A 12,874-nucleotide genomic window follows, 5' to 3' on the forward strand; every position below is an offset into this window, starting at 1 on the left:
AAAACCAAACAATGCAACTAGAAACTCTTATATCTCAGTTTCAACAAAAAGACGAAAAAGCATTTGAATCGTTATACAATATGTATAGCGAAAGCATGCATGGAGTTATCTACAACATTGTTAGAGACAACGATATAGCTGAAGAAATTATGCAAGATGTTTTTATAAAAGTATGGCATAATTCTAGCAGCTACTCACCTGAAAAAGGTCGCTTTTTTACTTGGATTTTAAACATTGCAAGAAACGCAGCCATAGATAAAACAAGGTCAAAAGCATTTAAAAACTCAAAGAAAAACCTTGATGCGGAATTTTTCGTAGATATCTTGGAAAACAATGAAAACCTTAATGACAAAACTGATGCCATTGGTATTTCAAAATATGTAAAGAAACTTGCCAAAAAGTGTATTAAAGTTATTGAGCTACTTTATTTTAAAGGTTACACTCAAAAAGAAGCTTCTGAAACACTTGAAATGCCTATAGGTACCATAAAAACAAGAAACAGAAATTGCATTAAGGAATTAAGAGAAATGTTAATAAAGTAAATGGATATTAAAGCATACATAGAATCTGGAATTTTGGAACTTTACGTTGCAGGATCACTTTCTGAAAAAGAAAGTAAAGAAGTGTATGAACTTATGCTAAAGCATCCTGAAATTTTACAGGAAGTATTAGAAATTGAAGCTTCTGTTATAAAGCTTACAAGTGCTGTATCGCCAAAATCTAGCTCTCATATTTTTAACATAATTAAAGAAAAACTAAAACTTGGTGATAACGAGGTAAAGGTTGTTTCAATAACTAAACCTAAATATAATTGGTTTACTTACACTGGTTGGGCAGCTGCTCTTATTGTAGGAGCTGGTTTACTGTGGACACTAAACCAAAACAAGCAATTAGAAGCTGATATTACTACAGCTGATATTGAAAATGCCTTTTTAGAAGAGCAGATTGAAGCTGCTAAAAACGATCTTGCAGCAACAAAAAACCTTTTAAACGTACTACGTGATAAAGACATCATTGCTGTACCACTTGGTGGACAAGGTGAGTTTGAAAATGCTTATGCTAAAGTATACTGGAATAAAGCAGACAACAGCATTTACTTAGATGCTCAAGGATTACCTAATGCACCTGAAGGCAAAGTTTGGCAAGTATGGTCGTTAACCTTAAACCCATTAACACCAACAAGTTTAGGTACTATTGATGATTTTAATACTGATAACAACAAGATATTTGCTATAGCCAACACGTATGAAAGTCAAGCGTTTGGTATCACATTAGAACCTGAAGGCGGAAGCGAATCACCAACAATGGAACAACTTTATACACTTGGTGTTGTTACGCCATCTACCCCTTAAAAAATCTCTTTTAGAAAATAGCAAAAAGCATTAAACAATAGTTTAATGCTTTTTTAATTTAAAAAAAAGAAAATGCCTGCTTACACAAGATAAACAGACACTTTCCACTAACAAAAAAACTCTAAAAACAACCATAACTAGTATGGTTTACCACTAATTCAACCTATATCAATTTATTTTTTGCTAGTTGTTGTCAACCATTATTTCCCTCAAATTAATAGTCAAATTGAATCTTCTATTTAAAACCTATATGCAATAGTTCCTTTAATAAAAAAAGGTGTTCCAGGTGTAAAATGTATTTCTTCAACAGACTGTGCTTCGTTTTGCAAACGAGACTCTGTAGCAAACTGTGTTTCATTCCATTCGGTATCAAAAAGGTTTTCTATTACAAACCCTAAAGTGATATTATCAAAACTATAGTTAGCATTAAAATCGGTTACAAAATAGCCTTCAGCTACAATACTATTGTCTTCATTTGCTGGTCTATCATCAATATATCTATACCTAATTCCTCCAGAAAATCCATTCAAATCATTAACCGATAATCCTCCAGCCAATGTAAAATCAGGAGCTAACGGAATATAGTTTTGTCCATCAGGATCTTCTGTACTTCTTGCATGAGTAATTGTTGCATCAGTATCAAAAAACAACCAATCATTAAATTGATACCTTAAGCCTAAATCAAGTCCATAACGTTCAGTTTTTCCGCTAGGTTCTACAATTCCAGCATCTCCTACATACACAAACTCTTGTTCTAAAAACAAATACCACAATGCCGAATTAAGCACTAGTTTTGGAAATGGCTTCCATACTTTACCAAAATCCAATCCATAAGCTCTTGGTAAAACATCTTCTCCTTGATTACTTACAACAACTCTTGTATCATTAGAGTGAAAACCAATTCCTGATTTTAAAAACAGTTGAAGGTTACTAGCTGCATCGTAATAAAAATTAAGTTTCGGACTTAAAATTGTTTTAGTTTCAGACTGCGTAGTGTAATTAGCTTGTAACTTATCGTTGTATAAAAACTTAAAATAGTCTAAGCGCAATGCAGGAGCTACTTTAAGCTTTCCAAACTCAAATTCTGCATTTACAAAAGCATCTACATTTGTTTGATTTAAATCACCCAATTGTATTTGCTCTAAAGTGGTTTTTCTGTTAAGTGTATGCGACAGTTCAATATCATTTACAATATCATGTCTAAGACCTAAACCAGAACTAATAGTTACAGGAGTTGACCCTAAACTAGTTTCTTTAACAACACTTGCATTAGCACCAAAAATATGTCTATCCTCTTGCTGTTTAATTTGATCTCCATTAACTGGATCTTCTAAGAAAAATGTGAAGTTAGAATACAATTCAAAAGCATAATGCGAATAAAACGCATTAGTTTTTAAGCGTGTGTTATCTGTAATATACTTATTGAATTCAACGTTAAAATTTGTGCGTTGGGTTTCTCCTCCTTCAGTGTCATCAATAGCTCCAAAACGTGTAATATTTCCATTATCAACTTCACGTTGCGGAATTTGACCAGAAGCATCCCATCTGCTTGTAAAGTGAGAAGCAGTTAATGACAATTTTGAATTATCTGATGAAAAAGTAACATACTTTCCAAATACATTAATTCGATTAAAATTTTGAGGCGATTCAAAAGGTCCATCGGTTGCTAAATATTCAGTAGCTATATATGCATTTTGATGTTTTGACTTTTCTAGAAGATTAAACATCCCAAGAGTTCTTAAGGTATTAAAATCTCCCATTGAAAATGTTATCGCACTTTCTTTTAGATAATCTTTTGTAGAAAAATCTACAAAACCTGCTGTAGTAAAATCGCCTTTATCGCCATAATAAGGACCTTTACCAAAATCTATTTTATTAACCGTTTCAGGGATTAGAAAATGTAAATCACTATAACCTTGTCCATGCGCATGAGACACCATGTTTACTGGCATACCATCTATATTTATTGATACATCAGTACCATGATCTATATCAAAACCTCTAAGAAAAATTTGTTCTGCTTTTCCTCCTCCAGCATGCTGTCCAATAATTAACCCAGGTACTTTACGCAGTGCTTCTTGCGATGAATTCAACGGATTGGTATTCATATCCAACCTAGTTATAGTACTTGCTGTATTTAATTCTTCAGTAATTATCATTTCATCTAATTGAAACGCCTTTTCCTGAAGCGTAATAAGTAGTGTTGCTTCAAAACTTGAAGAGCTTACAACAACAAACTTTGTTTCATAACCCAACAATCCTATCTTTAGACTGTCTCCTACACTTGTATTATCAATAGTGAACAGACCATTTTCAGATGAATGTGCATGACTTTTTGTAGTAACGTTAAATACATAAGCAGATTCCAAAGGTTGACTAAAAGTGTTTAAAACCTTACCTTTTAAATACTGTGAAAAAGCGGTAGAACTCACCATTAACATTAGTAATACCAATATTGTATGTTTAATTTTCATAATGTTGAGTGATTAAAGTTGCTCTATCTTTTCTTTCATGGTTGGTCCCAGTTCATACAGACTTCCTAAGAGTTCTTCTTTTAAAGGTTTCACTTTTTCATACTTACCAAAAGCCTTGTAAATTTCAGCTATATGGTATAGTGTTTCAGGTTCAAAAGTTTTATCAGCTATATGGTTTTCAACAATATTTAAGGCTCCATTTAGATTTCCGTTTTTAAATTCAGCCCAAGCCAACAAATCATAAGATTGTGGTGTTGGTCTGTTATCTACTTCAGTTTTAGCAATCATTATAGCTTCATCCCTATTTTCTTTTTCACAGGCATACAACAACACATTGAATTTGTTATACATATCACCATACGAAGTATCTTTTACAGCTTCTTTATACAGTTTTAGCTGCTCGTTTTTTAAAGCTATGTCTTGTTTATATTCGGCAATTTCAGCTTTAAGTAGGTAATAATCTGGAGCAAAAAAAGTGGTAGTAACAGTGTTTAAAATTCGTAAAGCTTCATCAGGATTATTCTCATGAGAATAAACAATCCAAGCAATTCCTTTTTTAGCATAAGCGTCATTTGGATTTAATTCTAATGCTTTTAAATAATGAGTATACGAAGCTTCGATTTTTCCTGCATGACCATAAAAATCGGCAAGATTGGTGTAAGACCATTGTTTAATTCCGTCAAGATTAGAAGATTCAGCAATAGATTTTGCTTTTTCCATGTATTTAATGGCAGCATCCAGATTTCCTTTATGATCGCTCCATTTTGATAAACGAATGAGATAATCAAAATCACTAAAATCTTTAAACATCTCCAGATAGCCTTGTGCTAACTTATAGTTACCCAATTCTAAATGTGCATCAAAAAGCATTTTTTGAGTTGCCTCAAGGTTTTCTCCTATTAACTCAGCCTTAGTAAGCTGTTGTAAAGCTTCTTTAAATCTGTGTTGAGAAATATAGTTTGAAGCTAATGCTCTTAAGTAACCTGCATCTTTTTGCTCGGTTGCCTTATTGGCTTGTACCAAGTAGTTTTCAGCTTGTTTTAGGTATGAAATTTTGCCTGTAACTTCAAATAAATTAGAATATGACGTTGCAAGTTTTCCTAAATATGGAAACTGATTAGGTGTAGTTTCTAACTTTTGTTTCCAAAATTCATTATCGTTCTTAGCAGCTTGCAACGCCTTATTCTGGGCTAATTCAAGGTAAATATTATAATCATTAGTATCAGTAATTTTTTTTGGTGGTGTTGTGCAACTAGATACAATAATTGCACTGCACAACACTATTTTATATAGAGAGTTCATGAGTATTGAGAGTTTTTTGTTAGTTGTTAAATAACCTTGAAATACGACTAACTAAATATTTCAAGGTTATTTAAAATTGTATTACCATGGCGAAGCCAAGTATGGAAATGAGGTAAGGAATTCCTTATCATTTGCGTCAACGTTATCATTGCTTAAAGTTGGGTTTTCAGAAAAATCTTCTCCTCCAAAAATCAATAGCAGTTCTACTGTAATAACATCATCAGCTAGTGCTCTACCAGTAAGTACATTGGTACCATCATAAAATGTAGTTGTTCCATCTAATGATACATTCAACACATCAGTAGCTAAAAGACCTGTAAATGTTGCAGAGTCTAAGCCTAGTGCATTAGTATCTCCAGGATTTGCATAAGCAGGACTTAAGGCTTCCAAGTTAGTTTGAAACATAGTTTGAAACGCTGCTCCTTGATTTGAAGGTATTGTAGTATTAAAATCGTCTTTACTAGATGAAGACACAAACACTGTGTTTACAGCTGGTCTACCCATTTGGTCTTCTTGTATATATGTACCCGAAAAATCAGGTCCAATTGGTTCGGTATTACTATCATCGTCATTATTACAGTTATATGCTGTTAAGGCTATAAGTGCTGCAATAGCATAAAGTTTTATAGTATTTAGTTTCATAATATTAATGTGTTTAAAGTTTATTGTTTTCTTTTAGTTTCAACCCAAGTACTTATTGTTCCTGTTCCTCCAATCATTGATTTTGGAACTTCAACAACAACAGACATTACATTGGTTCCAGCAAATGTGTCGTCACCTGGATTGTTAAACGCTGTAGCTGTTCCGCCAACAATTGCGCTATACTGAGCAAAGTCCATAAAGAAAGGGTCGTCTCGTGGTCCTGCAAAAAAGCGCATTCCTCCATTTGTTGAAATAGTAGCAGGAGAACCATAGCTTGTAATGTCTACAACTCCTTGTTGGGAAGCTGTTAAAATAGAACTGCTTAATCCTGTTGAGCTAGGTGCTGCTGGTCCAAAAAAGTACATTTTTCCATCTCTTGCAGTAGCTTGAATTACCAAGTCTTCAACATTATCACCTGTAGTGTCAATATTAAACTCTATGAGTGTGTTTTCATCAAACGAAGCACTTCCAGTGGCTGAAGGACTCAAAAGACCTTGTGTATTTGCTACAAATACCAGGTTGTTTGTGTCTTCTCCCTGAAAAGCATAAAAGTCAGTAATATCGTTCGTACCACCTTGAACTGCTGGCGCATCAATGTGGTCTGCTGCAATGGCAATGAAACCTGCAACTGCAACAATTGCGATCCCTAAAAAGATTTTTGATTTTTTCATAATAATGAGATTTTTGTTAATTAATTGTTTTGTCTCTGCTCTACCTACGGAAAAATCTAAAGTGCGGTTTTGTTAAATTTTTGTTAACAAAAAAATTATAGCGCTTTTAAAATTTAAAACTATCTTTACTCTATAATCTTAAGCCCATGAATCCTTCTGCCAATGGCTGGATAAAAAAATTACTCAAGGAGCTCAGTGCCAACACCTCTTTTTGTCAACTAAAGTTGGATGACTTTTATGTAGCCTTAAAGCAAAGTGGATTTATCTACGGAAGTAATATTTCTATTGTAGATAATTGCATTGAAAACAGAGAGTTTCTTCATGAAGAGTTGACCAAAGTAAACCTTTTAGCCTCTTTTTATTACATTCACAACAAGGAAGGTGACAAAGCAGATTTTATTGAAAGTGTTATTAACTTTTACAACACTATTGATGTTTACAAATCCTCTTTTTTTGAAGAGCTTTTAGGTGAAAAAAAATCTTCCGAACTTTTGGAAGCTATGGTGAATAAACGTGTGCATATTGATGACAATATCCTCACAAAAAACTTTAATTACTTTATCACCAATGCACTGCTTTTTGTTGATGTTATTGCGTATCAAAAGTACCTTAGAACAGATGTAGTTTCTGAGACCTACTTAAAAAATCTTGAAGCAGCTATTGAAACCATTATTATTGAGGTTTTTGAAAACAAATCGGAAAAAACCAAATACGACAAAAGCCTTATTAAACTCATTGAAGCATCATTGAGATACCAGGACAATAGAACGCATAGCTATAACGAAGTGATCACTTTTATAAACGGACGCCTCAGCAAATACTACATTACTGATATTGTGTGTATGGCGTTTTGGAGTGATAAAACCATTGATCTTGAAGAGAAACAGTTTTTACAAAAACTTGGTAAAGACCTTGATGTAAAACAAGATATTATTGAGGCTTCCATTGAGCATATTAATGTGTTTTACGAAACCAATAAAGATAAAATTGCATTACTGAACTCTAAAAACATGGTTCAGAGTTTTTATGACAACTCCAGTAAAATGGTACGAAAACTCATAAAACGCAATAGCAAACGCTTACTCAAAGAGCTTAAAGAAAGTAAAGAGCTCATGATATTGCTTACCAAGTCAACCACAAGACCACTTAGTGACGACGAACAAAAAAAAGTACAAGACCAATTACTAGATATTTTTAAATCCATACCTAGCTTAGCCATTTTTATGTTACCTGGTGGAATGCTTTTACTACCTATTTTTATAAAATTTATTCCTAAATTGTTACCATCGGCTTTTGATGACAACCGAATTGAAGAGGATTAAATACATGTTGTTGTTATGTAGTTGTTCACATTAGAGAAATGAACATTTTAGAAGAAAATATAACGGAATTTAAAACTGACTTTCCAAAAAGTTGGTCTTTTCTTTGGTCGCCAGAAGAAGCCGAAAAAATCTCTGAAGAACATAAAGACCAAATCCATTTTCTGAACAAAAAAGGAACTAAAATTGTAAAAGAATATCTGAATTATTCTAAGATGTTGGGCTACTCAACTGGAACTGAATGGAGTCCATTTACGAAAGGATATTTCAAAACCGAAAAGAAGTTTCTTGTCACTATTGACTGTGATTCGGAAATAAAAAAGTGGCTCTATAACCTCGGAATTCCATTTGACAAGTATGTTTTTGTGGATTCAGACAATTCTGGGCAATCAATAATGCTGACTTGGAAAATGGTAATCAAATATTGGGAAGGAATGTTTTGGGACACTGACCTAACAATATTTGACGGAAGTCTGAATTGGGCGCTGTTTTACTATCACGAAAGTCAACTGTTTTTTGGAAAAGACAACGTATTTGACCAAGAAGCAGAATTTAAAAAAAATCTTGAACAGAATAAATTATTAAACGAAATAAAAAACCGAATAAAATAACTTGCTACAACAACGTGTATAGTTTATTGCTTCTGATTTTCCGAAAGGAAAACCCTCGTAGGTTTTCACGCAACTATACATAGCAGAGATCCTTATATAAAATTAAAAACCCGACCTAGAAAACAAATGAAAGTTTACGGAAAATGCAAAAAGTGTAAAACTGAAATTAGATACTCAACAAGTGCCAATACTAGAGTTGAATTTGCAATGCAAAACGGAGAAAATAAAACTCTGAATTGTAAAAATTGCGGAATAAAAACAGAATTTCACGTTGACGAATTATACACAAAAGAATCAAAAATTGCTCAAATTGGAGCAGGACTGATTTTTTTAATCGGAACACCATTATTGTTCTTTTTTGTGAATCCAATATTTTCTGGTAGTCGAAGTCATTATGTGATTTATATTGTTGGTGGATTTTTACTAGTCCCAGTTATTGCATACGGAATTATAAAAAAGCAAGACCAAACAAGAGTGAGTTCATTTAATCGGAATAAACTGAAAGGTCGAATTCATAATATCGGATGAAAAAAGCAATCCTACTTATTTTATTGACAACCTCAATTGTTTCTTGTAAAAGTCAAGAAGAAATTGATTTTAAAGTTGGTTACTTACCAAATTACAATTACACGTTGACTCAAAAACAGATTTCTGAAAACAATGTAAAATATATTGCATCAGATAAAATACTTCAAAACTTAAAAAATAATGGAGTTGAAAATCCGACAATAACGAAAGATACAAGTCTTCTAAAAAGTGTTTCTAAAACAGGAAGTCTGAAAGGAAATGAATTTCCAATTGATATAGAATTGTTAGAATCCAATAATCCATCTTTAAAAAGCGGAACTAAATTTTTCGGAAAATCAGTTGACGGAAAAACAAAAATTGACTCTATTTCTTCTTCAACAATGACTGAAGAAAAAAAGAGAACATTACTTCCTGCAATGGAATCGATGATGAATCAAATCAAATATCCTAACAGAAAAATTAAAGTTGGAGAAAGTTTTGAGCAAAAAAGTCCAATGTCAATCCCAATTGCAGATGTTACAATTGAAATAGAAATTAATTCAATTTACACTTTAAGAAAAGTAGAAAACGGAATTGGATATTTTGACCTTGACCAAGTTTACACTATAAAATCAACAACTAAAGATTACGAAATGGAATTAGACGGAACTGGAAAAGGACAATTAGAATATGATATAGAAAAAGAATTCTTCACCAAATTCTATCTAGAAATGGAAATGGATTTAAAAACGGAGTTGGAAGTATTCAGCATTGAATTGCAAACAAAAAGTATAACTGACCAAGCAACTAAAATAACAGAAACTAGTAGCTAACAATCTATTAATTTCAGTCTCAACCAACTACTCCAACCACAATTTAAAATCTTTAACACGCTCTCTAGCCACAATGACCTCTTGTTCGTTATAGTTGTTTAACTTTACCTGAAGTCTGGAGTTGGTATAGCTAATCATGTCTTTTATAGCATTAATGTTGACAAAGAACTTTCGGCTTATTCTAAAAAAGGTTTGCGGTTCTAGTTCGTCTTCCAACTGTTCTAAAGTTAAATCTAACAAGTAGTTTCTACCTTCGACAGTATAGGCATAAGTGCCTTTGTTTTCGCTGTAAAAACATTCAATCTCATCAATATTAATAAGCTTAAGGTGTTGACCAACTTTTACCGAAAATCGTTTTTTATACTCTCGCTCTATTGGGTTTACCAACAGTTTTTTAATATCGTTAAAATCTAACGTTACGGCTTGTTGCTGTGGCAAACGCTCTTTGTATTTACTTACTGCTTTAGCAAGATCGTCTTCGTCAATAGGCTTTAATAAATAGTCAATACTATTTAATTTAAAGGCTTGTAACGCATACTCATCGTAGGCAGTGGTAAAGATGACAGCAGACTTTATATCAATGTGTTCAAAAATTTCAAACGATAAACCATCGCTTAATTGTATGTCTAAAAAAATTAAATCAGGATGTTGGTTATTTTGAAACCAATCCAAGGCTTCTTCAACCGAGTGTAACATGGTTTCTACAGTAAGGTCTAACCTTTCAATCATTCTGTGTAACCTACGTGCTGATGGTTTTTCGTCTTCAATAATGATAATTCTCATTGCCAATCTTGTTTATCTTTATCCATAAATTCTTTTATTTTTTTGGCTTCCCATTGCTTTCCAAATAAAAAGTCTGGTCCAAAAACGCCTAATCCGTGAAAAAGCAGTCCTATTCCCCAAAAAAAGGCTGTTGAATAGGTAGCAAAGCTTTTTAAACTGCCACCACTATACACTATAATAAAAATAACAACAATATTTATAATAATGTATGATGCCAAATGCCAGTAGAAGCCTACTATTTTTTCTACTTTTTTCTTAGCTCTTAAATACGCTTCTTCATGACGTATTTTATCTTCGAGTTGATTATTCTCGGGATTGTAATTAAACTGTTCCATAGCTTTTAGTTCCATTTTTTCTGTTCTTCTTCTTTCATAAATTGCTCAATCTTACGCTTTTCCCAGGTTCTACCTAAAACGCCATCGTTAACAAATACTTTGTAAGCATGGAAACCTATTCCCATTCCCCAACCTAACATTGGAAACCAAAACCATTGAAATCCCCAATACGTCTTGTAATTGATGAAAATTAAAAAAGGAATGACTAAGCAGTACGAAATTAAACCGTAGTAAAACTCTTTTAGGTTATCTACATGCTTTCTTGCACGTATGTAACTGTCGTCAAATTGCGATGGTAATTCAGACTTTCTCATGATTGATATTTGTTTTGTAAGCATTGGTATTGCAACTGCAAAACGGTTTGCTTGTTGATTGATGTATACTTTTTTAGTAGTAAGGAGCTGATAACGTTGTTTAATGTTTTCGAGACCTACTCCACTACTCTTTTTTACTATTTGTTTAGGTTGCAGATTATTTTCAACAACCAGGTTTTCATTTTCATCTTCATATATTTTAATATGCAGAGGCTTGGTAGATGTTACCATATTATGCTTTACAGCATTTTCTAACAGTAACTGTAACGATAATGGTACCACTTTACTTTCAGGGTTTGATGCCTTTTCAGGAATATCAAACGTTAAGCTATCTTCAAACCTCATCTTTAATAGCAGCATATAGGTTCGAGCAAAATCCAATTCTTCGTCAACGGTTACTAAGTCTTTATTTTTTTGCTCAAGTACATATCTATATACTTTTGAAAGTGATGTTGTAAACCGTTGTGCACTGTCTGGGTTTTCTTCAATTAAACTGGTTAACACATTTAAACTGTTGAACAAAAAATGTGGGTCTAATTGATTTTTTAACGCATCAAACCTTGCTGTTGCTGTTCCTGCAATTACTTTTTGCTCCTTTACTTTATTCTGTTGATAACGATTATAGAAATAGACTAGATGAAAAATAACAACAATGGTCATTGTAATCCACAATCCAAAACTATATTGGTTCCAGCTTTGTAAGGCTATAAAATCTTCCCATGACACACCACGATAAACGATGTATTGAAAAGCATTCATAATAAACAAGCCTAACATGGTAATAGCAACCGAACCAACAAGACCTATAAGTATTCTTTGAAAACGTTGCTTTTTGGTCCAGTTGAATTTTTCAAGGAACGCAAAATAGTAGTAGTTAGAATACCCAAGCAAGAAACTATACATTTGATAGAAGCAAAAGCTTATCAAAAAGTCGTTGAAATTATCAAAATCAAACCCATCATAAAATAAGTTACCTACTATAAAAACTGCACAGCCAATAAAGAAAGTAAGCGCTGCATTTTTGAAGGATTTGATCATGATACTTTAGTTTTTTGTTTATTATAATTATTCTTTACAAGCAGCAACTGTTTGTTCTACTCGCTCTTTTCCCCAATTAGGGTGAAATGGTGATTCTGGTTTAAAGTTAGCAAAAAGTTCTAATGCTCTTTCTAGATCTTTACAAAATGGTGCTGTATCCTGTCCAAAATATTTAGCACTTCCCATATCCCATTCGGCTTTTCCTGATACTACTCTTGGGTTATCTGGTGCAATTTTTAAGGCTTTACTGTACAATTCGCTAATTTTTCCTGAGTATTTCATTCCGTAGGTCATCCCATCAAAAGCAACCCAGTTTGTTAATACATGTGCTTGCATTACCAATAATTCAGGATTGTCTTTACTAATTGACATAGCAGTATTTAAGTGTTCCTGAGCTTTATCTAGCTGCGCTTTAAGAACGTTAGCGTCTTTTTCGCTCCAGCTTTTTAAGCTATTCATTTGAGCAATGTAATAATGTGGTAACCATTGGTCTGACTCAGCGTTTGCAATGCGTTCAAACATGTTTTCGGCTTCGTCCCATTTGTTGGCTTCCCAAAGGCTAAATGCTTTTTGCATTCCTTTTTCAAAATTGGTTTGCGAATGTATAATTCCTGAAACCATTAGTGTTGCGATGATAATTAAATGTTTCATTTTTGTATTGATTTAGTGTTTGTGTTTTTAATTTGATTCAAA

At 32.9% G+C, this 12,874-nt stretch carries 14 protein-coding genes; 6 read left to right on the forward strand and 8 right to left on the reverse strand.

Annotated elements, in window-relative coordinates:
* Positions 1-11: 11 nt before the first annotated feature.
* Positions 12-542: an RNA polymerase sigma factor gene (locus tag ACQ0RB_RS09545; protein WP_129761258.1), complete on the forward strand. Its 531-nt coding sequence runs from the start codon at positions 12-14 to the stop codon at positions 540-542.
* Complete coding sequence (locus ACQ0RB_RS09550) at positions 543-1,352, forward strand: anti-sigma factor (RefSeq protein WP_430498092.1); 810 nt, start codon at positions 543-545, stop codon at positions 1,350-1,352.
* A 239-nt stretch (positions 1,353-1,591) separates the two neighbouring features.
* Here ACQ0RB_RS09550 and ACQ0RB_RS09555 read toward each other — a convergent pair whose 3' ends face one another.
* The 4 genes from ACQ0RB_RS09555 to ACQ0RB_RS09570 all read right to left on the reverse strand — a co-directional run bounded on the left by ACQ0RB_RS09555 (position 1,592) and on the right by ACQ0RB_RS09570 (position 6,441).
* Positions 1,592-3,826, reverse strand: a complete 2,235-nt coding sequence (locus ACQ0RB_RS09555; protein ID WP_430498094.1) for a TonB-dependent receptor — start codon at positions 3,824-3,826, stop codon at positions 1,592-1,594.
* 12 nt (positions 3,827-3,838) lie between these two features.
* A complete protein-coding gene (locus ACQ0RB_RS09560; protein WP_430498095.1) occupies positions 3,839-5,128 on the reverse strand; it encodes a cell surface protein in 1,290 nt (429 codons plus the stop codon).
* A gap of 81 nt (positions 5,129-5,209) precedes the next feature.
* Positions 5,210-5,770, reverse strand: coding sequence for a DUF4331 domain-containing protein (locus ACQ0RB_RS09565; RefSeq protein ID WP_262733080.1), 561 nt, complete (start codon positions 5,768-5,770; stop codon positions 5,210-5,212).
* A 20-nt stretch (positions 5,771-5,790) separates the two neighbouring features.
* Positions 5,791-6,441 (reverse strand): DUF4331 family protein, encoded by a 651-nt coding sequence (locus tag ACQ0RB_RS09570; protein WP_430498097.1) that lies wholly within the window; start codon positions 6,439-6,441, stop codon positions 5,791-5,793.
* Between the two features lie 146 nt (positions 6,442-6,587).
* Between ACQ0RB_RS09570 and ACQ0RB_RS09575 the strand changes: the two genes are divergently transcribed.
* From ACQ0RB_RS09575 to ACQ0RB_RS09590, 4 genes are all read left to right on the forward strand, one after another.
* Positions 6,588-7,763, forward strand: a complete 1,176-nt coding sequence (locus ACQ0RB_RS09575) for an LETM1-related biofilm-associated protein (RefSeq protein WP_335976660.1) — start codon at positions 6,588-6,590, stop codon at positions 7,761-7,763.
* A 38-nt stretch (positions 7,764-7,801) separates the two neighbouring features.
* Entirely contained in the window at positions 7,802-8,371 is a 570-nt protein-coding gene (locus tag ACQ0RB_RS09580; protein WP_430498098.1) for a hypothetical protein, read from the forward strand.
* 126 nt (positions 8,372-8,497) lie between these two features.
* On the forward strand, positions 8,498-8,899 hold the full coding sequence (locus tag ACQ0RB_RS09585; protein ID WP_430498099.1) for a hypothetical protein: 402 nt from the start codon (positions 8,498-8,500) through the stop codon (positions 8,897-8,899).
* Positions 8,896-9,711: a hypothetical protein gene (locus ACQ0RB_RS09590; protein ID WP_430498101.1), complete on the forward strand. Its 816-nt coding sequence runs from the start codon at positions 8,896-8,898 to the stop codon at positions 9,709-9,711. The genes ACQ0RB_RS09585 and ACQ0RB_RS09590 overlap by 4 nt, the downstream gene beginning before the upstream one ends.
* 27 nt (positions 9,712-9,738) lie before the next feature.
* On the opposite strand, the gene ACQ0RB_RS09595 is transcribed toward ACQ0RB_RS09590, so the two are convergent.
* The 4 genes from ACQ0RB_RS09595 to ACQ0RB_RS09610 are packed head-to-tail and all read right to left on the reverse strand — an operon-like array spanning position 9,739 to position 12,832.
* Positions 9,739-10,494, reverse strand: a complete 756-nt coding sequence (locus ACQ0RB_RS09595; RefSeq protein ID WP_262733086.1) for a LytR/AlgR family response regulator transcription factor — start codon at positions 10,492-10,494, stop codon at positions 9,739-9,741.
* Entirely contained in the window at positions 10,491-10,844 is a 354-nt protein-coding gene (locus tag ACQ0RB_RS09600; RefSeq protein WP_238155816.1) for a 2TM domain-containing protein, read from the reverse strand. The genes ACQ0RB_RS09595 and ACQ0RB_RS09600 overlap by 4 nt, the downstream gene beginning before the upstream one ends.
* Entirely contained in the window at positions 10,835-12,181 is a 1,347-nt protein-coding gene (locus tag ACQ0RB_RS09605; protein ID WP_430498103.1) for a 2TM domain-containing protein, read from the reverse strand. Before ACQ0RB_RS09605 ends, ACQ0RB_RS09600 begins: the two co-directional genes overlap by 10 nt.
* Before the next feature lie 27 nt (positions 12,182-12,208).
* A complete protein-coding gene (locus ACQ0RB_RS09610) occupies positions 12,209-12,832 on the reverse strand; it encodes a tetratricopeptide repeat protein (RefSeq protein WP_129761249.1) in 624 nt (207 codons plus the stop codon).
* Between the last annotated feature and the right edge of the window lie 42 nt (positions 12,833-12,874).

The organism is Gaetbulibacter sp. PBL-D1, assembly GCF_050509525.1.
Lineage (GTDB): Bacteria > Bacteroidota > Bacteroidia > Flavobacteriales > Flavobacteriaceae > Gaetbulibacter_B > Gaetbulibacter_B jejuensis.